This window comes from Paenibacillus sp. JJ1683 (assembly GCF_053006485.1).
The window spans coordinates 2,259,948-2,279,947 of the sequence record NZ_CM129820.1; the positions used below are offsets into that span (position 1 = coordinate 2,259,948).

General features: G+C 45.0%; 19 protein-coding genes and 1 other annotated feature. Of the genes, 18 read left to right on the plus strand and 1 reads right to left on the minus strand.

The annotated features are described in order from the left end of the window. Positions 1-49 precede the first annotated feature (49 nt). From pgsA to ACUC6J_RS10090, 16 genes are all read left to right on the plus strand, one after another. Positions 50-637, plus strand: coding sequence for a CDP-diacylglycerol--glycerol-3-phosphate 3-phosphatidyltransferase (gene pgsA / locus ACUC6J_RS10015; RefSeq protein WP_016821003.1), 588 nt, complete (start codon positions 50-52; stop codon positions 635-637). Positions 638-732: 95 nt separating this feature from the next. Then, positions 733-2,001: a competence/damage-inducible protein A gene (locus tag ACUC6J_RS10020; RefSeq protein ID WP_016821004.1), complete on the plus strand. Its 1,269-nt coding sequence runs from the start codon at positions 733-735 to the stop codon at positions 1,999-2,001. A gap of 225 nt (positions 2,002-2,226) precedes the next feature. Further along, complete coding sequence (recA, locus tag ACUC6J_RS10025; RefSeq protein ID WP_025364668.1) at positions 2,227-3,288, plus strand: recombinase RecA; 1,062 nt, start codon at positions 2,227-2,229, stop codon at positions 3,286-3,288. A 209-nt stretch (positions 3,289-3,497) separates the two neighbouring features. Further along, on the plus strand, positions 3,498-4,247 hold the full coding sequence (locus tag ACUC6J_RS10030; RefSeq protein ID WP_153794866.1) for a regulatory protein RecX: 750 nt from the start codon (positions 3,498-3,500) through the stop codon (positions 4,245-4,247). Positions 4,248-4,608: 361 nt separating this feature from the next. Then, complete coding sequence (rny, locus tag ACUC6J_RS10035; RefSeq protein ID WP_013309958.1) at positions 4,609-6,153, plus strand: ribonuclease Y; 1,545 nt, start codon at positions 4,609-4,611, stop codon at positions 6,151-6,153. A 76-nt stretch (positions 6,154-6,229) separates the two neighbouring features. Further along, positions 6,230-7,024 (plus strand): TIGR00282 family metallophosphoesterase, encoded by a 795-nt coding sequence (locus tag ACUC6J_RS10040; protein WP_025364670.1) that lies wholly within the window; start codon positions 6,230-6,232, stop codon positions 7,022-7,024. A 129-nt stretch (positions 7,025-7,153) separates the two neighbouring features. Next, positions 7,154-7,414: a stage V sporulation protein S gene (locus ACUC6J_RS10045; RefSeq protein ID WP_007430104.1), complete on the plus strand. Its 261-nt coding sequence runs from the start codon at positions 7,154-7,156 to the stop codon at positions 7,412-7,414. 118 nt (positions 7,415-7,532) lie between these two features. Further along, entirely contained in the window at positions 7,533-8,600 is a 1,068-nt protein-coding gene (locus ACUC6J_RS10050) for a dipeptidase (RefSeq protein ID WP_123797108.1), read from the plus strand. Positions 8,601-8,787: 187 nt separating this feature from the next. Continuing rightward, the gene (locus ACUC6J_RS10055) at positions 8,788-9,873 is read left to right on the plus strand and encodes a low temperature requirement protein A (protein WP_019687015.1); all 1,086 of its coding nucleotides are present in this window, start codon (positions 8,788-8,790) and stop codon (positions 9,871-9,873) included. 144 nt (positions 9,874-10,017) lie between these two features. Then, positions 10,018-10,590, plus strand: coding sequence for a phosphate propanoyltransferase (gene pduL, locus ACUC6J_RS10060; RefSeq protein ID WP_016821010.1), 573 nt, complete (start codon positions 10,018-10,020; stop codon positions 10,588-10,590). A gap of 299 nt (positions 10,591-10,889) precedes the next feature. Continuing rightward, positions 10,890-12,443 (plus strand): tRNA (N6-isopentenyl adenosine(37)-C2)-methylthiotransferase MiaB, encoded by a 1,554-nt coding sequence (gene miaB, locus ACUC6J_RS10065; protein WP_019687016.1) that lies wholly within the window; start codon positions 10,890-10,892, stop codon positions 12,441-12,443. Between the two features lie 83 nt (positions 12,444-12,526). Beyond that, a complete protein-coding gene (locus ACUC6J_RS10070; RefSeq protein WP_447250120.1) occupies positions 12,527-12,979 on the plus strand; it encodes a RicAFT regulatory complex protein RicA family protein in 453 nt (150 codons plus the stop codon). 122 nt (positions 12,980-13,101) lie between these two features. After that, the gene (locus tag ACUC6J_RS10075; protein WP_016821013.1) at positions 13,102-13,524 is read left to right on the plus strand and encodes a PaaI family thioesterase; all 423 of its coding nucleotides are present in this window, start codon (positions 13,102-13,104) and stop codon (positions 13,522-13,524) included. A 65-nt stretch (positions 13,525-13,589) separates the two neighbouring features. After that, positions 13,590-14,378: an NUDIX domain-containing protein gene (locus ACUC6J_RS10080; RefSeq protein WP_013370763.1), complete on the plus strand. Its 789-nt coding sequence runs from the start codon at positions 13,590-13,592 to the stop codon at positions 14,376-14,378. A gap of 67 nt (positions 14,379-14,445) precedes the next feature. Next, a complete protein-coding gene (locus ACUC6J_RS10085) occupies positions 14,446-15,012 on the plus strand; it encodes a cysteine hydrolase family protein (protein ID WP_447250121.1) in 567 nt (188 codons plus the stop codon). Between the two features lie 126 nt (positions 15,013-15,138). Beyond that, positions 15,139-16,602 carry a nicotinate phosphoribosyltransferase gene (locus ACUC6J_RS10090; protein WP_016821015.1) on the plus strand — a complete coding sequence of 488 codons (1,464 nt, stop codon included), beginning with the start codon at positions 15,139-15,141 and terminating at the stop codon, positions 16,600-16,602. Between the two features lie 66 nt (positions 16,603-16,668). Here the strand turns inward: ACUC6J_RS10090 and ACUC6J_RS10095 are convergent, their stop codons facing one another. Beyond that, positions 16,669-17,184 carry a MogA/MoaB family molybdenum cofactor biosynthesis protein gene (locus ACUC6J_RS10095; protein ID WP_016821016.1) on the minus strand — a complete coding sequence of 172 codons (516 nt, stop codon included), beginning with the start codon at positions 17,182-17,184 and terminating at the stop codon, positions 16,669-16,671. Between the two features lie 263 nt (positions 17,185-17,447). Between ACUC6J_RS10095 and ACUC6J_RS10100 the strand changes: the two genes are divergently transcribed. Then, positions 17,448-17,777, plus strand: a complete 330-nt coding sequence (locus ACUC6J_RS10100) for a four-helix bundle copper-binding protein (RefSeq protein WP_016821017.1) — start codon at positions 17,448-17,450, stop codon at positions 17,775-17,777. A 77-nt stretch (positions 17,778-17,854) separates the two neighbouring features. After that, positions 17,855-18,113 (plus strand) — a binding site (T-box leader). Positions 18,114-18,173: 60 nt separating this feature from the next. Further along, positions 18,174-19,898: an arginine--tRNA ligase gene (gene argS, locus ACUC6J_RS10105; RefSeq protein ID WP_031463340.1), complete on the plus strand. Its 1,725-nt coding sequence runs from the start codon at positions 18,174-18,176 to the stop codon at positions 19,896-19,898. Positions 19,899-20,000 lie beyond the last annotated feature (102 nt).

Below are 20,000 nucleotides of genomic sequence, written 5' to 3' on the forward strand. Positions count from 1 at the left end.
CGAAAGCTGCCATTTGTAATCAAGTACGATAATCAGGGGAGAGTGTGTTGTGAATTTACCCAACAGAATTACAATAACGCGGATTTGCCTTATCCCGGTGATGATGCTGGCTTTGCTGGTGGATTTTGATTTTTATCCGCCACCGATTGAGATCGGTGCTTTCAAGCTGCCGTATAATCAGCTGATTGCGGCTATTATTTTCCTTGTAGCAGCCAGCACAGACGGCCTTGACGGATATTTGGCTCGTAAAAATAATATGGTCACCAATTTGGGCAAGCTGTTGGACCCCCTTGCTGATAAGCTGTTGGTAACTGCTATTTTGGTTTCTTTGGTAGAAATGGGAAAAATTGATTCATGGGTTGTCGTTGTGATTGTCAGTCGTGAGTTTGCGGTTACGGGTCTAAGACAGATCGCTTTATTGGATGGCTCTGTGGTTGCTGCAAGCAATTGGGGGAAATTAAAGACGATCATCCAGATCGTTGCTATTGTAGCACTGCTCATTAATAATTTCCCGTTTGTTTTTCTGGGTATTCCGTTTGATTTAATAGCGATATGGGCAGCTGTGTTAATCACCATTTATTCGGGTATTGATTACTTTGTAAAGAATATCCATTTGCTGAGCTCCTCTAAAGTGTAACAGGATAAATCTTATGGAAACAGCAATAGGGACTTAACTTATTGCTGTTTCTTTACATAATTCCCACAATATACGCATCATAGGAGGACGAATTGATGAAAGCTGAAATCATTGCAGTAGGAACAGAGTTATTACTTGGACAAATAGTAAATACAAATGCCCAATATTTATCACAAGAGCTAGCTACAATCGGCATTGATGTATATTTTCAGACTGTAGTTGGCGATAACATGGATCGACTTCAGGAAGCGGTACGACTTGCTCAGAAGCGTGCGGATATTATTTTGTTTTCTGGTGGGCTGGGACCAACTCAGGACGATTTGACAAAAGATGCGATAGCGGCTGTATTGGGGCGGAAATTGCAGATAGATCGTCTTGCCATGGACAAGCTTGATCAGTTTTTCCGGAACCGCGGGGTCGAAATGACCGAGAATAACCGCCGGCAGGCGCTTTCTATTGAAGGAGCCACTCCGCTTGAAAATGAGACAGGTTTAGCTATAGGGGATGCAATTGCACAGGACGGTAAATTTTATGTGGTTTTGCCCGGACCGCCTAAGGAGCTTAAACCTATGTTTGCAAATCATGCCAAACCATGGTTGCTTCAGCAGGCATTGAGCGGTGAGGAGATGCCGATTTATTCGAAAATGCTAAAATTTGCAGGGATCGGTGAGTCAGCTCTTGAAACTCGCTTGCTAGATCTGATCCAATCCCAGACGGACCCCACGATTGCTCCTTATGCCAAGGAAGGGGAAGTTACGATCCGTATATCCACCAAGGCGGCCAGTGAGAGTGAAGCTTTAATTAAGCTAACGGCTACGGAAGTACAAATTCAACAACGTCTTTCCGAATATATGTATGCAAGTGAAGATGTTACGCTGGAGAAGGTGATTGTAGATTTAATGGCCAAACGCGGACTCACTGTGAGTGCGGCGGAAAGCTGTACAGGCGGTATGCTGATGGAACACATCACTTCTATACCTGGCAGTGCTGTTATGTTTCAAGGTGGAATCGTGTGTTATTCCAATGAAATGAAGATGAAATTGCTCAATGTGCCCTATGATTATTTGGAAGGCGATCATGCGCCAGGCGCAGTGAGTAAGGAAGTAGCCCTTGTGCTTGCGGAGCAGGCAAGAATGATTATGGACAGTGATTTCGGACTTTCCGTTACTGGTGTAGCTGGGCCCGGATATTCCGAGCGGAAGCCAGTCGGTCTGGTGTATATTGGTATTGCTCAGCGTGACAAGGAAACGGAGGTATATGAGCTAAATTTAAGCGGTAACCGTGAGACCATTCGCTTGCGATCCGTCAAAGCTATCTTGTACAGATTGTGGCGTCGATTGGTAGAGAACGAGAAACTCTCTTAATTATCGATGAGTTGTTTTAGATAGATATTCATGATATAATCTCCTTATCGGAAGAACCGTTGCAAAGCTTTTTGCCAGCGGTTCTTTTTTCGTTTTATGAGAAAGGTTTAATTATAGAAGAGAGTTGTGGGAAATAAAAAAACGAATGTATGTTCGAAAAAATGCTTGGCAAGCGTGTCAAAACAAGGTATTATTAAAGTACAAACAATGAAGGATGTGAGTTTATTGTCAGATCGTCGTGCTGCGCTGGATATGGCGCTCCGTCAAATAGAAAAGCAATTTGGTAAAGGTTCCATTATGAAGTTGGGTGAGTCTACCCACATGCAAGTGGAAACAATCCCCAGTGGTTCGATTGCTTTGGATATTGCGTTAGGAACGGGCGGCTTTCCAAGAGGCCGGATTATTGAAGTATATGGACCGGAATCATCCGGTAAAACGACAGTAGCTCTTCATGCTATCGCAGAGGTGCAAAAAACAGGCGGACAAGCCGCCTTTATCGATGCCGAGCATGCGCTTGATCCGTCGTATGCGAGCAAGCTGGGTGTCAATATTGATGAGTTGTTACTATCGCAACCAGATACAGGTGAGCAGGCATTGGAGATTGCCGAAGCTCTTGTGCGTAGTGGGGCAGTGGATATTATCGTCATAGACTCTGTAGCGGCACTTGTACCGAAGGCAGAGATTGAAGGCGAAATGGGAGATTCCCATGTCGGTCTTCAAGCGCGTTTGATGTCACAGGCATTACGTAAGCTGTCTGGAGCCATTAATAAATCGAAAACCATTGCTATCTTTATCAACCAGCTCCGTGAAAAAGTAGGTGTTATGTTCGGTAACCCTGAAACTACACCAGGTGGACGTGCTTTGAAGTTTTACTCTACGGTACGTTTGGATGTTCGTCGTATCGAAAGCTTGAAAATGGGTAACGACATCGTGGGTAACCGCACACGTATTAAAGTCGTGAAGAACAAAGTTGCGCCTCCTTTCCGTCAGGCCGAAGTGGATATTATGTACGGTGAGGGTATTTCCAAAGAAGGAAGCCTGATTGACATCGGTACGGAGCATGACATTGTCGACAAGAGCGGAGCTTGGTATTCCTACGAAGGCGAGCGCCTTGGTCAGGGACGTGAGAATGCAAAGCAATTTTTGAAGGAAAATCCGAACATTGCTAGTACGATCGAGCAAAAAATCCGGGTGGCCAGTAATTTGATTACAACAATTGCTCCACCGACAGAAGAAGAGTTGGCGCAGGAGGCCAAGGAAGAACAGGAATTGCTGGAGCTTGAATAAGCTTGCCTGAGACTTCGCTTTTGATCTGTCATGTGAACTGTAGCCGGGGATTACGGTACAGTCCGTTTGAATAGCATAATTCTGATGCCCTGCACAGTTGTGCAGGGCATTTTTGCATCAAATAAAGTCTGCTTTGTCAGCAGAATCTAACTTTTGCGTAGCAGGTGATCGTAGGCTGCTTTCGTGAATTTCAAAGTGAGGGAAACATAGTGCAGTTGGACGATAAAGATGAATACACTTCGGAAGAAGATAAACAGCAAGGGATTTCACTTTTTCCAGATCATGAGGAATTGATGATTACTAGAGTGGAGCAGGGGCAGAGACGCAACCGTGGAAGATACATCATTCATTTTGGTCCATATTCACTGTCTGTATTGGAAGATGTAATGATCAAGTACAACATGTTCAAAGGAACGTCATTCGTCAAAAAAGAACTAGAAGATATCGTTCTGGCAGATGAAAAACAACAGGCTTATGTACATGCGCTGCGCTATTTGGGGCAAAAGCCTCGTACACGTCAGGAAATTGCCCAGCGTTTAGCGCAAAAGGAAGTGGATCAGACTGTTATTGATGAGATATTGGTGCGATTGCAACGGGAGAAGCTTGTAGATGATGATTTATACGCCCGTCAGTGGGCAAGACAGCGTATAACAAGCCAACGTAAGGGTAAGATGTGGATCAGACAAGAACTTCGTCAGAAGGGCATCTCTAAAGCCTCTATCGGGGAAGCATTAGGTGTGATCACTGACAATGAGGAGTGGGAGAGTGCATTGTCGATTGGACGTAAGAAATGGAATCAGGTACGTGGTGATATAATGGATAAAAAAAGGAAAACATTTCCGTTTCTTATGAGACGCGGATATTCGGGGGATATGACACGCCGCGTGGTCAATCATCTCAGTGCGGCTGAGCAAGACGGAGCTTTCGATGACGAGGAATTACTGCATTGGGAGGAATAAGTTGCAAAACGGTAGCTGAACTTCTGGCTAGATGAGCTGATTATGATATGGACAGCTGCACGGTAGTCTACTAATGTTTGCATTCCCTTGACAATGCCATTTGTCAAATAATAAAATATATATGAAACGATATTTGTGGAGTGCCCTTTTTCCTTCCAAAAAAGCGGAATCCACGGTAAAGTTCTCATCGCCAAATAACAAGTGATGCCGCTATGCCAGGCGGAATTGTACGTGTGAAAGCATGTGCATATGAAATGAAGCGACCTTGAGTCGTTATCTTAGTTTGACGATCAAAGTAAATGTGACAATTTCAAAAAGTCCCAAGGAATGCCTTGGAGGAACCAACGGGGAGGTGAACAGTATGATGACTGCGATCTGGTTCGTTCTCGTTGCTGTAGCCGCGTTATTCTTTGGGTTCGGGATTGGTTATTTTATTCGCAAATCTATTGCAGAAGCTAAGATCTCCAGTGCGGAAGAAGCTGCCGCGCAAATCGTGGAGAACGCGAAAAAAGAGGCAGAAGCGCTGAAGAAGGAAACGGTATTGGAAGCGAAAGATGAAATTCATCGCATCCGTGCCGAAGCTGAAAAAGAAACTCGTGAACGTCGCAATGAAATTCAACGACAGGAACGAAGATTGCTGCAAAAAGAAGAATCGCTGGATAAAAAATTGGAATCGCTGGAACGCAAAGAAGAACAAGTGGCCAACAAAGAGAAACGAATCGATGAAACCCAGCAGCAAATTGATTTGATTTACAAGAGCCAGGTAACTGAGTTGGAGCGTATTTCTAATCTTACGATGGAGGATGCAAGAAGTATTATTCTGACCAACGTAGAGCAGGAAGTTCGTCATGAAACAGCTCAGATGATTAAGGAAATTGAACAGCAGGCCAAAGAAGAAGCGGACAAAAAGTCCCGTGAAATCATCACACTGGCCATCCAACGCTGTGCGGCAGATCATGTAGCAGAAACGACGGTTTCTGTTGTGACATTGCCGAACGAAGAAATGAAAGGCCGGATTATCGGACGCGAAGGCCGTAACATTCGTGCACTTGAAACCCTTACTGGAATCGACCTCATTATTGATGATACGCCGGAAGCTGTTATATTGTCCGGATTTGATCCGATTCGTAGAGAGATTGCGCGTACTGCTCTTGAGAAGCTCGTAGCGGACGGACGGATACATCCGGCTCGTATTGAAGAGATGGTGGAAAAATCCCGTAAAGAGGTGGACGAACGAATCCGTGAGTATGGCGAACAGGCCACCTTTGAAGTGGGTGTGCATAGCTTGCATCCGGATTTGATCAAGATCTTGGGACGTCTCAAGTTCCGTACGAGTTACGGACAGAACGTATTGAAGCACTCGATGGAAGTTGCATACTTGACAGGTCTAATGGCCGGGGAACTGGGCGAGGACGTTGTACTGGCAAGACGGGCAGGCTTGCTGCATGACATCGGGAAGGCGCTGGATCACGAAGTGGAAGGATCACACGTTGAAATTGGCGTGGAACTGGCGAAGAAGTACAAGGAACACCCGGTCGTTATCAACAGCATTGCTTCACATCACGGCGACTGCGAAGCGACTTCAGTGATCGCCATGCTGGTTGGAGCGGCAGATGCTCTGTCAGCAGCAAGACCGGGAGCGCGGCGTGAAACGCTAGAGACGTACATCCGTCGTCTAGAGAAGCTCGAACGCATCTCCGAATCTTTTGAAGGCGTTGAGAAATCATACGCAATTCAAGCCGGACGCGAAGTTCGTGTCATGGTACAGCCAGAGAAAATTGATGATGCGGAAGCATTCCGATTGGCCCGCGATATTACGAAAACGATTGAGAATGAACTGGATTATCCAGGGCATATTAAGGTTACCGTTATTCGCGAGACCCGTGCGGTAGAATACGCAAAATAAAAGCATTTCAATGAAAAGTGGCCGCTGCTTGTAGGGCCACTTTTCATTATGTAAGGCAGACTAGGGAGGGTTTTCTATCAACGTATTATTTATTGGAGACATCGTCGGCAGTGTAGGCAGAAAGGCACTGAGGGAGAATCTCCCTTCGCTAAAATCAAAATACAACCCGCATGTTATTATTGTGAACGGAGAAAATGCAGCTTCGGGAAGAGGAATTACTCAAGCCATCGCCAGAGAGTTTTTTGATTGGGGCGTTCATGGGATTACGATGGGCAATCATACATGGGACAATAAGGAAATATTTGATTTTATAGATGATGAGCCGCGGATCATCCGTCCGGCTAACTTTCCGCCAGGGACACCAGGTCGGGGTTACACTGTTGTAAAAGGTGGAGGTAAGGAACTAGCCATTGTTAACCTGCAAGGTAGAACCTTTTTGCCAGCTATTGACTGTCCATTTCGGGCAGCAGATGAAATTGTAGACGAGCTGCGCAAAAAACATAAACATATTCTAGTAGATTTTCACGCTGAAGCCACTTCCGAAAAAATTGCCATGGGCTGGCATCTGGATGGACGTGCATCAATCGTGGTAGGAACACATACACACGTACAAAGTAATGATGATACGATTTTGCCACAAGGAACTGCGTATCAGACAGATGCGGGAATGGTAGGTCCTTATGAGGGCGTGCTTGGTATGCAGAAAGAGGCTGTATTACAGAAATTTCAGACCCAGCTTCCGGTACGCTTTCAAGTGGACATGGGCAAATGGCACTTTCATGCCATCAGCGTAGAGCTCAATGATGACGATGGGAAAGCCCGTAAAATTCAGAAAATCAGGCTTAAAGAAGACGAATGGCGGATGGATTAACTTTGTTGTGAGCTACTTAAGGAAAGAATAAGGAAAACTGTCACCAAAAAGCAGGAATTTTTTGCTGACCCTCGAATAACATCTAATAGTGGAATCAAACCATCATCATTCCCAGGGGAGGTACTTACTATGGATGTATTAAAAGTATCAGCAAAATCCAATCCCAATTCAGTTGCAGGCGCACTCGCAGGAGTACTGCGTGAACGCGGAAATGCAGAATTACAGGCGATTGGAGCGGGTGCACTAAACCAAGCCATTAAAGCGGTAGCCATTGCCCGGGGATTTGTCGCACCAAGCGGAGTGGATTTGATTTGTATTCCTGCTTTTACAGACATTGTTATTGATGGAGAAGATCGAACTGCGATCAAACTGATTGTAGAGCCAAGATAATAAATGGAAGTTGCCTGAGCCTGTTTACGTTTTGTAAACGGGCTTTTTTGCTTTGTGGTTTAGTTACTATGGTTTTCAAAATAAATTTGTGGGCGTTAATCCAATGGGGGTATAGTGCATGAATGATAAGTTTGAAGCGAATTGGCCAGTTGTTGACCTTCACTGCGACGTGTTATGTAAAATGCAACTCGATTCGCAGGTAGATTTCAGTCATTCATCGCTTGATGTCACAAAAGAGCGTTTGCTAGAAGGCAACGTAAAGTTGCAAACGTTCGCTATATATATTTCACAGGTATTGGGTACGCCAAAATTTGAGCATGTGGTTCGTCAAATTGAACTGTTCAGGCAGCATGTGACTTCTACCTCAGGCGGGTTAAAACCTTTGCTATGGAGAGAGGAATTGGTAGCACTTAAAAATATGTCCGCTGCACGTCAAATGGAGCAAGTACACCAGACAGACGTGGAAAAGCAAGCTGGAAAGATAAGGAGTTGGGATGGTAATGGAACGAATCATGCAGAGTCACCTTGGGCTTTACTCTCACTTGAAGGGGTAGATGCGCTGGAAGGAAACCCGTTTTATGCGGATGTGTGCTATGCATTGGGAATACGGTTGATCGGGCTGACGTGGAATTATGCAAATTGGGCAGCTGATGGCATTATGGAGCTTAGAGGTGGTGGTCTAACCCGCAAGGGACGTGATTTGGTCAATCGGTGTAATAGTCTGGGACTGCTGCTAGATGTATCACACTTGTCCTTACAAGGCTTTTGGGAAGTGATGGAGGAGGCGGCCTTACCGCCCATCGCTTCGCATTCGAACGCCTTTGCGAGATGTGCTCATCCCCGTAACTTGCGGGACGAACAGATTCGGGCACTGATTGCCCGTAACGGACGAATTGGGTTGACCTTTGTCACGATGTTTCTGAAAGAGCAGGGTACAGTACACGCTGAGGATCTGTTACCGCACATTGAGCACATTTGTTCATTGGGTGGCGAAAGACATTTGATGTTCGGCTCTGATTTTGACGGTATCGAGGCCCATGTGAGAGGACTGGAGCACGCGGGGAAATATCCGGCTTTTGCAGAACTACTGCTGAAACATTACTCTGAGGAGCTGGTCAAGGGATGGCTTGGAGAACATGCACTGGACTATTTAAGAACAAATCTGCCATCTAAAATGTTGTCCTAAATAGCTTAATATCGCAGTTATTTTCGGCTGAGCATTTTCTTGACAAAGCGAGAACGATTACGAAATAATTGGAGCATCCGAGGATTGCATGGTGCTAAAATAACGCTTTCCGAAATTGGGCATACGTAGAAGCGAGCCTGAAAGCACCATGCTATACCGCCATACTAGAGGGGAGCTCCGTTACATAATGCTGATAAAAAAGGTTACCTGGCTTGAACTCTTTTATGATTTATTGTTTGTAGCAGCTGTCTCCAAGGCGACTCATGTTTTACTACATGTTGAGCATGGTAGTGTTGGTTGGCATAATTTAGAGAAGTTTATTTTGATTTTTATTCCGATCTGGTGGGCATGGGTGGGGCAAACAGTCTATAACAATCGTTTTGGTCAAGACAGTATAATGCATCGAATTTTTATGATTTTGCAATTATTTTTTGTGTTAATCATGACTGCTAGTCTTAATATAGATTTTGATGCGTATTATGTATCTTTTTTTGTTGGCTATATTGGCTTAAGAGGTTTGACTGTCGTTCAATATTTGCTTTTGGCCCCCAAGGAAACGGCTCATAAACAGGAAACAGCTCGTTTTTTTGGAACCTATCTTTGGGTTGGGATCGTAATCTCTAGCTTCTCCCTTTTCTTCGACTCGTGGGTTCGATATTTAATTTTGTATATTGGCATTGCGGTTGATATCCTCGTTCCATTAATCGGTCGTAAAAAATTGGTGATCACACCTATCCATACAGAGCATCTTTTGGAGCGTTTTGCACAGTTCACCTTAATCCTGCTTGGAGAATCAGTGATAAGTATACTTTCTGTTTTACAATCCGATCATTTCACGATCTCTTCCATTGTATTTGCTGCTTTGACATTTGTATTGGTCATCGCAATCTGGTGGCAATATTTTGAGAATATAGAGAAGCGCGTAGACAAATCCAAACAAACAGCAGGACAGACTATTATCTATGGTCATTTGTTTATTTATCTTTCTCTTAGCATGCTTGCGGCTTCCATACAGCTCTTGTTTTTAGGGCAAGCAGCCTATACTTTTGTGCTTTGCTTTACTTTTGCTTCTGTTTTTATTTATTTTTTGTCAGTTTTGCTGGTATTCCATCAGTACAGATTGAGTCATCTTAAACCTCGTCTCAGAGTCATTCTTTTCTTAACTGGAATCCTCTGTGCGCTGTTTATTCTGAATATATTTATTGTAGTTCCTCATCTCATCGTAGCTGAGATCATGCTTTTCTTTCTTCTGTTTGCAAAAATGACGGTTTGATCCCAGTTTTATATGGACGATATGTATGGCTGGTTAGGGCGAAAAAGGGAACTTTATGCGCTATCCTTTTCTTTATTGTCGAAATAGGAGTATAATAGCATAGATGTGTAAAGTATTGTATAGAGAAAAAGGAGTGACCACACGATGACTAAAATCGTACCTGTCGGCGTTTCCGCCCGTCATATTCACCTGACTCAAGAGCATATTGAAATCTTGTTCGGAGCAGGCTATCAATTGACTGAATTTAAACCTTTGTCCCAACCAGGACAATTTGCCGCAAATGAAACGGTAGCTGTAATTGGTCCTAAAGGCCAATTTGATAAGGTTCGCATTTTGGGACCAGCTCGTCCAGCTTCCCAACTGGAAATCTCTCGCACAGATTCCTTTGCTATTGGTGTAAAGGCACCTGTACGCGAATCCGGTAGCATTGATGGTACACCAGGAATTACAGTGAAAGGACCAGCCGGAGAAGTGGAACTGCAAGAAGGCGTTATCGTAGCAGCCCGCCATATCCATTTCCATACATCCGATGCAGCTAAATGGGACATTAAGGACAAGCAGTTGCTGAAAGTACGTGTTGGCGGCGAACGTGGCCTTGTATTTGAAAATGTTCTTGCACGTGTGTCCGATTCTTTTGCTTTGGATATGCATATTGACACGGATGAAGCGAACGGAGCCGGTGTGAAAAACGGTGACACTGCTGAAATCGTAGACTAATACACGTATTGAATACACAAGTTGTAAAAGTCCGATTCTTGCAAAAGAGTCGGGCTTTTTTTATATGCTATAAATACACCAATGCTCACCTATATACATAAAAAACTTTGTGCATCACACTGCATCTGATTCGTATCCGGGGATGATCTATGGCTATGACCTATAAATCATGCTATAATTTAGTGTAATGCCTTTTTCAAAGGTTTTTTTGGAGCATAAAATAAAATAACCAACTGCCTAAAGATACAGTAAATCACAAATTAGCTCGTGAAATAGATGGTGTAAGGAGTGACCAGCGAATGGCTAAGGAAACAAAAGATTACTCCAAATATTTTGATTTCTCGGATGCGAAGATTATTTCTGAAGATGAGCATAGCAAAAAGATTCGTATTCGCGGACGTGAAATCAACATTATGGCGGAGCCGAACCATAGAAAAGAAAAGCAGCGTGGTAAAGAGGACGTACAGGTATTGTATGATAACGCAGTCCCGGATGAGCTAAAGCATATCGGTGAGGGCAAGCATTATATTGTATATACATTCGGTTGCCAGATGAATGAGCATGATTCCGAAACAATCAAAGGTTTGCTGGAGCAAATGGGCTACCAGGCAACCGAGGATCGGAAGGAAGCAGACATCATTTTACTGAACACCTGCGCTATCCGTGAAAATGCGGAAGATAAAGTGTTTGGTGAGCTGGGTCACCTCAAGCATCTCAAAACAGAAAAGCCAGGACTTTTGCTCGGTGTGTGTGGCTGCATGTCGCAGGAAGAGAATGTCGTGAACCGCATTATGCAAAAACACGGTTTTGTCGATATGATCTTTGGTACCCATAATATTCACCGTTTGCCTCAGCTCGTTAAGGAAGCACTCTTTAGCAAAGAAATGGTGGTCGAAGTGTGGTCCAAGGAGGGCGACATTATCGAAAACCTGCCGAAGAAGCGCGAGGGTATGCGGGCTTGGGTAAACATCATGTACGGCTGTGATAAGTTTTGCACCTATTGCATCGTTCCCTTCACACGTGGTAAGGAAAGAAGTCGCAGACCAGAGGATGTTATTGCTGAGGTACGGGATTTGGCCCGTCAAGGATTTAAAGAAATTACCTTGTTGGGTCAGAATGTCAATGCCTATGGCAAGGATTTGAAGGATATGAATTACAGATTCGGAGATCTGATGGATGATATGCGCAAAATCAATATTCCGCGTGTACGTTTTACGACCTCTCATCCGCGTGATTTTGACGACCATTTGGTTGAAGTCCTTGGTAAGGGTGGCAATCTGGTGGAGCATATTCATTTGCCTGTACAATCCGGTAATACGGATATATTGAAGAAAATGAACCGAAAATATACTCGTGAGCGTGTTCTGGAACTGGCCGCGAAGATAAAAGCAGCTGTTCCGCATGCTTCTCTGACAACGGATATTATCGTCGGTTTCCCGGGTGAAACAGACGAACAGTTCGAAGATACTCTATCTTTGGTGCGTGAAGTGGGCTATGACTTTGCCTACACATTTATTTATTCACCACGTGAAGGCACACCAGCGGCTTCGATGGAAGATAATGTGCCTATGTCGGTAAAAAAAGAGCGTCTCCGGCGTCTGAACATTGCTGTGAATCAAAACAGCCTTCGCTTTAATAGTCGATTGCGTGGCGAAGTGGTGGAAGTGCTGGTGGAAGGCGAGAGCAAAAATGACAGCAACGTGCTTGCTGGTCGGACTCGTTCCAATAAGCTTGTTCATTTTGAAGGATCGAAGGATCTGATTGGTTCCTTTGTCCAAGTTAAAATTACAGAACCTATGACCTTCTACATTAAAGGTGACTTGGTTCAAACGCCAGTAGCGGTTAACGGATAAAAAGAATAGTCTAGCGGGCTGCATGCGGTTTGAATAAAAGGCTGCGTGCAAGACCATCTAAGTGAGAAAAGGAGCGATAGACAATGACAGAGGAGCGGTTGCAACAAACAGAACTTCAATCGGCGGCGCGCCAGCATGATCATTTGGTCAATCGCGATATGATATTGGCAAAGGCCAAAGAGTTGGCGGGTATTCTGGGCAGCAGTGAGGAAGTACAGGTGTTCCGGAAAGCAGAAGAAAAGATTCAGGACCATGAGCGCATCCAGCAACTGATTGCAACGATGAAGAAGAAGCAAAAGGAAATTGTAGCATTTGAATCTTTAAAGAATCAAAAAATGATTGCTAAAATAGATTCTGAACTTCAGGAGCTACAGGAAGAGCTTGACGGTATTCCAATTGTAACAGAGTTTCAGCAGAGCCAGGTGGAAATTAATGAGCTACTGCAAATGGTGATCACGGCCATCCGTGATACGGTTGCTGAAAAGGTGAACGTAGAAGAGGGGAAGGTCACTTCCTCCTCTAATTGCAGTGACTAGAATAAGATTTGTGGTGTGGAGGCTTAGCTTCCACGCCTTTTTTTCGGAAGCAATTAGTCATCGTATATGTTCATGGGACATCAAGAGAATTGCGACAGCATAGAAGGGATGGAAGAGAGGGAATGGATAAGTTGCGTAAGATGCTAGAGGGTGAAGATAATACCTTTTGGGAGTATTTAGGATGTGAGCTGATCACAGCTGACGCTAACGAGGCACATATCGCTTTGGAGGCCAAACAACATCATACCAATGTGATGGGGATTGTACATGGGGGGGTGCTCACTTCATTGATGGATCAGGCGATGGGGATGGTCAGTATGGCTTCAAGAAATATGGATCCATGTGTAACAACGAACCTGAATGTTCATTTCTTGTCAGCCATGGGACAAGGACGACTGGAGGTTAAAGCACGGATTATTCATCAGGGAGGCCGCACTATAACCACCGAGGCAGAAGTAAGGGATAGCGAAGGTACACTCGGTTGTACAGCTACAGCAACGTTCCGAGTGTTGCGTCAACAAGCAAGTGACTCAGGCAAGGCCTAACGCTTGACAAAAATTTTTATTATGTCATAATGAATTTATCAAAACGATATAATATGGTGATGCCAATGGATAGCAATCGTATAAACGAAGAGGCGCAGAAGGCGTCTTATAACATTAAGAAATACCGTACCCCGGATGGTGCTCCGGCGGATATCGTAATGTTTACTTTAACGAAGCGTGAGCGCAAGACGGTAACAAAGACATTGCCGATTCGTGAGCTGAAAGTGATGCTCATCAAGCGCCGGAGTTGGCCGTTTGCGGGACGCTGGGCGTTGCCTGGAGGGTTTTGTCAAGAAGATGAATCCATATATGGAGCGGCCAAGCGGGAACTGTTAGAGGAAACCGGTGTAGACGGCGGGCATCTGGAGTATTTGGGCGTATATAGTGGACCAGGCCGTGATCCGCGCGGGTGGATCATATCGCATGCTTTTTTTGCGCTGGTAGAAGAATGGATGCTAGAGCAACGGCAGGCGGCTGATGATGCTTCTGAGGTCGGGTTATTTACGATCAGAGAAGCGTTGGAGGAATTGGAGCTGGCGTTCGATCACCGGGATATCATAGTCGATGCTTATCGCAAGATTCAGTTGCAGATGCTTCAGACAACGATAGCCAAGCAGTTTTTACCGCCACATTTTACACTGGGTGAATTGTATCAGGTGATTCAGAGCGTCGTACCGGATTTCGAAGAGCCGAATTTTATTCGCAAAATAACATCGACTCGTAGCAGACAGGGAATACTGGAAGAGGTTCGGGATGAGAATGGTAAACCGCTGAGTTCCAATCAATATTCACAAAGACCGGCCCAGTTATATCGCTTTAGTGATAGAGTACCGCGTTTATCTATCTATACGTAACGTTTATTGGGATAGGTTACGCATAGAGCGTGCAATCTCACTTTGATGATAAGGAGCTGACTGTACGATGAAGGCACTGATTGTTATTGATTACACGAAAGATTTTGTGGACGGTAGTTTGCCTGTGGGACAACCTGCGATTGAGCTGGATGAACGGATCACAGCCATCACGCAAGCCTATGTAGAGCAAGGGGACTTTGTTGTCATGGCTGTTGATTTACATGAGGAGAATGACCCTTATCACCCGGAGAGTAAGCTGTTTCCTCCACATAATATACGTGGAACCGATGGACGACAATTGTATGGTAAGCTTCATAGCCTATATGAGCTACAAAGTGATCGTATCTACTGGTTGGATAAAACACGGTACAGTGCTTTTGCTGGTACAGATCTGGAACTCAGGTTGCGCGAACGCGGGATTCTGGAAGTACATCTGATTGGTGTGTGTACAGATATTTGTGTGCTGCATACGGCTGTAGATGCTTATAACAAAGGTTTTGCTATTACCGTATATAAGGACGCTGTGGCGAGCTTTAATCAGGCGGGACATGACTGGGCTTTGGGCCATTTTGAGGGAAGTCTTGGAGCCACGGTGTGGTCGGCTGAAGATACGCTTTTGCGCCAGAAGAAGTAAAATAACTGAATGATTGTGCACCAATGTCCGATAACAAAATGGAGTCGGATATTGCTGAATCTGGGCAGATAAGACGGTATGCCGTCACCAAGCCAGGGACCAGGGACAGTCAGAGAGGATGATACGATGAAGTCAACGAGCCTCGCATTACATACAGATAAATATCAGATTAATATGATGTACGCCCATTGGGTGAACGGAAGTCACCAACGTAAAGCTGTGTTCGAGGCGTATTTTCGTAAGCTCCCTTTCGGTAATGGATATGCCGTGTTCGCTGGTCTGGAACGCATTGTGAATTACATCTCAAATTTGCGGTTTACAGAAGAGGACATTCGCTATCTGTCAGAGCAGGAGGAAAAGTACGATCCCATGTTCATGGAGGCATTGCGCCAGTTTAAGTTTGGCGGAACGGTCCATTCGATGAAAGAAGGGGCGCTTGTTTTTCCAAATGAGCCTCTGGTCCGTGTTGAAGGAACAATTATGGAAACGCAGCTTGTCGAGACGGCGTTGTTGAATTTTATGAATTACCAGACACTCATTGCGACAAAAGCATCGCGTATCAAGCAGGTGGCCAGTGACGATACACTGCTCGAATTTGGTACACGGCGTGCGCAGGAGGCAGATGCAGCCATTTGGGGAGCGCGTGCAGCTTATGTTGCAGGTTTCGATGCGACTTCTAATATGCTGGCAGGCGAACATTTTGGGATTCCGACAAAAGGAACACATGCCCATTCATGGGTACAAACCTTTATGACGGAGCAAGAGGCGTTTGACGTGTATGCGAAGGTTTTGCCAGATCAGGTTACATTGCTGGTAGATACCTTTGACACGCTGGAGAGCGGTGTTCCTCATGCGATTCGGACAGCAAAGATGCTGGAGAGTCAAGGCAAGCGTATGAATGCCATCCGTTTGGATAGCGGTGATTTGGCTTATCTATCTATTCAGGCCCGGGAAATGCTGGATGCCGAAGGTTTGGATTACGTACAAATTGTTGCTTCCAACGATTTGGATGAAAATACGATTTTCAATCTAAAAGCCCAAGGTGCACGTATTGATGTATGGGGTGTAGGAACACAGCTGATTACGGCTTCAGATCAACCTTCATTAGGCGGAGTGTACAAGCTGGTTGAGCGGGAAGTAGACGGTGAAATGCTGCCGACGATTAAGATCTCGGGTAACCCGGAAAAAGTATCTACACCAGGCAAAAAGGATGTATACCGCATTGTGGATAAGAAGAAAGGGAGAGCTGTAGCTGATTACATTTCTTTCCCGGATGAAGAACGTCCGCGCAATGGTAAGCGCCTGAAGCTGTTTAACCCTTTGCATCCATATATGAAGAAGTATGTTGAAAATTACGAAGCTGTACCGATGCTTGAACCTATTTTTATAAATGGACAGAAGGTATACGAGCTTCCCGAACTGGATGAAATTCGTGCCTATCATGCTTCACAGTTGAAACTGTTTTGGCCAGAATATTTGCGGAAGCTGAATCCTGAAATTTATCGTGTTAATCTTAGCGAGAAGGTATGGGAGCTGAAGCAAAGGCTGATTGATAGCTACATGCAGCCCGAAGTTGAAGAAAAAGAATAATGTGAAAAGGCACCTCATTCAAATATGGGGTGCCTTTTTGTGTCGGCGCATGTGTGGAATAGGAGCTTATTTATAAATTTCTCTCATCACATGTCGCAGTTCAGGGACAATAATGCGTTCCATTGCCAAACGAACGGCTCCGCGGGAGCCAGGCATAGAAAACACAGCTGTCTGGCCCACAGTACCCGCTACAGCCCGGCTTAATATAGCTGCTGATCCAATGTCTTCAGCAAAGCTTAAGTAACGGAAGATTTCACCAAAGCCAGGTAGTTCCTTATCCAGTAAAGAGGAGATGGCTTCATATGTAGTATCACGCGGAGAAATGCCAGTACCACCTGTTAAAAGTACAGCCTCGATGTCCTCATGTGCTGCAGCTTCGGTTACCAACTGCCGGATACCCTCATAGTCGTCTTTGACGATAACATATCGAACAACCTTATACCCATTCGTTTCTAGTAGTTCCTTGAGCAGTCGGCCCCCAGTATCGGTTTCCATGGTTCGTGTATCAGAGACGGTCACGACCATGCAGTTAACCTGCTGCGGAGACTCCCGTCGGTGCTCCTCTACAGATGTTATGTTCATTACAATCTTCACTCCTTGATTCATGGTTAAGCATATTCTTTTTTTACAATAGAGGAATGACCGACTGGATGCAAGTCAGAAACGAGGGATAAAAAGTTATGTGATTAATATCCTTGCGCTTGCACCTTGGAATATAGTACACTTCCTTACATAAGTCGGGATTTTCTGGGTTTATTTTGTTGAAAGCGCGAACATCAATTGATTAATTTCAAGGCTCAGCGGGTAATAGTACAGCAGGATCAACAACTGGGAGGTAATGTATTATGAATCATTCATACCAAAAATGCGTGGATGCTTGCCTGGAATGTATGAACGCTTGCAATGTATGCTATGTAGCAAGTTTGAAGGAATATGATTTAGCTATGCTGCGTGAATGTATTCGAGTGAGTAGGGAATGCGCAGAGATATGTGGGTTTGCTGCTCAAATGTTGCAGCGCGGAACGGATTTTGCCGAGGAAATCTGTGAGCTATGCGCCAAAGCCTGTGAGGTATGTGCTGCTGAATGCAGCAAGCATTCCCATAATCATTGCAAACATTGTGCAGAGGCCTGCCGTCATTGTGTTGAGGCTTGTCGCCAATTGGTGGCAGTGTAATTACATATACAGAACTAGTCCCTGAAGAGGGAATAAAAGGTTGCTTTCTACTAAATAGGTTTGTATAATGGTGGGAATTAACGTCAAGGAACGGGAGAGTAGCAACGGAACCGTATCATTACAGCGAGCCGGAAGAGGTGGAAGCCGGTATGAAATCCGATGTGAAGCGCACCCGGGAGACGGTTGATCCAACGATAAGAACTTCTAGTAGATCAACCCGGCTGACACCGTTATTTGTCAATGGAGTGAAATCGCGATTTGTGTAAGCTAGCTTTATCCACACAACCGATTTACAAAGAGTGGTACCGCGGGGATATCGAAGTTCTCGTCTCTTGATTATATCAAGAGGCGAGGGCTTTTTTTTGTTAGATCCTATAAAAAGAAGGAGAGAGGAACATGTTGTTGATGATTGCTACCCAAGCTATTTTAGCTCATACGGGCTTGGAGGAGAAAGAAGTTTTATCTTTATTCGAGGTGCCTCCGCAGCCTGAATGGGGAGATGTGGCGTTTCCCTGTTTTGTGCTGGCTAAGAAATTTCGAAAGTCTCCACAGCATATTGCAATGGAATTGGCAGAGCTAGTAAGCCATGAAGCGGGTCTAACCGCTACAGCATCGGGTGCCTATGTAAATATTACATTGGATCGATCTGTTCATATTCCACCGATGCTAGCTGAATTGAGCAAGACTGAGTTTCTCAAGCCCAATATTGGGCATGGACAGCGAGTAGTAATTGATATGTCCTCGCCCAATATTGCGAAACCATTTGGTATCGGTCATCTTCGCTCTACTGTTATCGGTGCCGCCTTGTATCGCATACTTGGTGAAACCGGATATGTACCGATTAGTGTGAATCATCTAGGGGATTGGGGAACACAATTTGGCAAGCAAATTGCGGCCTATAAAAGATGGGGTAATGAAGAGCAGCTACAACAGGATCCGATCGGGGAATCATTGAAGCTATATGTCCGTTTTCATCAGGAGGCTGAGCATGACCCGTCTTTGGAGGATGAAGGCCGCGAGTGGTTCCGACGTTTGGAGCACGGGGATACTGAGGCTCAACAACTATGGGAGTTTTTTGTTGAAGTCAGTCTGGGTGAATTTGATCGTATGTACCAACGCCTTAACATTTCGTTTGACCATGTGTTGGGGGAAAGCTTTTACAATGATAAAATGCAGGCAGTTGTTGCCCAATTAAGAGCAAAAGGATTGCTGGAGGAAAGTGATGGAGCCCTTGTGGTTCGTCTGGAAGACGAGCAGCTGCCGCCGTGTCTTATTTTGAAGAAGGATGGGACTACCATTTATCCCACCCGTGATCTGGCAACAGCGATTTATCGTCATGAAGTGATGAAGGCTGATCGGCTGCTGTATGTCGTTGGCGGGGAACAGAAGTTACATTTCCAACAGGTATTTGCGGTGCTCAAGCATGCAGGGGAGGCATGGGCAGAGCAATGTGAGCATGTACCGTTTGGTTTAATGCGGTTTGCAGGCAAAAAAATGTCCACAAGACGCGGCAAGGTGGTGAAACTGGAGGAAGTGCTGGATGAAGCTGTAGCGCGTGCTCAAGCCATTATTACGGAGAAGAATCCCAATTTGCTGGAACAAGAGGCAATAGCTGAAGACGTCGGCATCGGCGCGGTTATTTTTGGCGATTTAAAAAATAACCGTCTGAATGAAGTGGATTTTTCGTTGGAGGAGGCATTGACCTTCGAAGGTGAGACTGGCCCTTATGTGCAGTATACCCATGCGCGTATACGCAGTCTTCTGGAGAAAGCTCGCGCTCGCGCTGAGGTTGATTCTAATTCCAGTGACAACGTCCTTGGTCAAGAAGGGCATTCTCCTGAATGGAATATCGTTTCGGATGAAATGCTGGGTGACGCAGGCTGGACCTTGCTTAAGCAGTTGGATCGCTATCACGGGCAGCTGATACGTGCTGCTCAGCAACTGGAACCTTCGGTTATTGCTAGATTTGCATTGGATACAGCACAGGCGTTCAACCGTTTTTACGCTAAGGAAAGGATTGTCGATGGTGGACAGTGGCGCATTCAGTTGGCGGAACAGACTGCAGATATGCTGGCAAGTACACTGCGAATTCTTGGACTGAAAGCCCCTAACCGGATGTAAGCTACCACAAGTGGGTATTTTTGTTAGGTACACTGCTGCTTTTGCTAGCTAAAATTACTGCGAATCAGCTCTTTTCTCTAAAAGGCGCTGTAAAAGGAAAAC

Bases quoted from the DNA above. Each gene is read 5' to 3' on its own strand.
- ACUC6J_RS10020 (WP_016821004.1), top strand. From the start codon at position 733: ATGAAAGCTGAAATCATTGCAGTAGGAACAGAGTTATTACTTGGACAA.
- rny (WP_013309958.1), top strand. From the start codon at position 4,609: ATGATGACTGCGATCTGGTTCGTTCTCGTTGCTGTAGCCGCGTTATTC.
- ACUC6J_RS10045 (WP_007430104.1), top strand. From the start codon at position 7,154: ATGGATGTATTAAAAGTATCAGCAAAATCCAATCCCAATTCAGTTGCA.
- ACUC6J_RS10050 (WP_123797108.1), top strand. From the start codon at position 7,533: ATGAATGATAAGTTTGAAGCGAATTGGCCAGTTGTTGACCTTCACTGC.
- ACUC6J_RS10055 (WP_019687015.1), top strand. From the start codon at position 8,788: ATGCTGATAAAAAAGGTTACCTGGCTTGAACTCTTTTATGATTTATTG.
- pduL (WP_016821010.1), top strand. From the start codon at position 10,018: ATGACTAAAATCGTACCTGTCGGCGTTTCCGCCCGTCATATTCACCTG.
- miaB (WP_019687016.1), top strand. From the start codon at position 10,890: ATGGCTAAGGAAACAAAAGATTACTCCAAATATTTTGATTTCTCGGAT.
- ACUC6J_RS10070 (WP_447250120.1), top strand. From the start codon at position 12,527: ATGACAGAGGAGCGGTTGCAACAAACAGAACTTCAATCGGCGGCGCGC.
- ACUC6J_RS10075 (WP_016821013.1), top strand. From the start codon at position 13,102: ATGGATAAGTTGCGTAAGATGCTAGAGGGTGAAGATAATACCTTTTGG.
- ACUC6J_RS10080 (WP_013370763.1), top strand. From the start codon at position 13,590: ATGGATAGCAATCGTATAAACGAAGAGGCGCAGAAGGCGTCTTATAAC.
- ACUC6J_RS10085 (WP_447250121.1), top strand. From the start codon at position 14,446: ATGAAGGCACTGATTGTTATTGATTACACGAAAGATTTTGTGGACGGT.
- ACUC6J_RS10090 (WP_016821015.1), top strand. From the start codon at position 15,139: ATGAAGTCAACGAGCCTCGCATTACATACAGATAAATATCAGATTAAT.
- ACUC6J_RS10095 (WP_016821016.1), bottom strand. From the start codon at position 17,184: ATGAACATAACATCTGTAGAGGAGCACCGACGGGAGTCTCCGCAGCAG.
- ACUC6J_RS10100 (WP_016821017.1), top strand. From the start codon at position 17,448: ATGAATCATTCATACCAAAAATGCGTGGATGCTTGCCTGGAATGTATG.
- argS (WP_031463340.1), top strand. From the start codon at position 18,174: ATGTTGTTGATGATTGCTACCCAAGCTATTTTAGCTCATACGGGCTTG.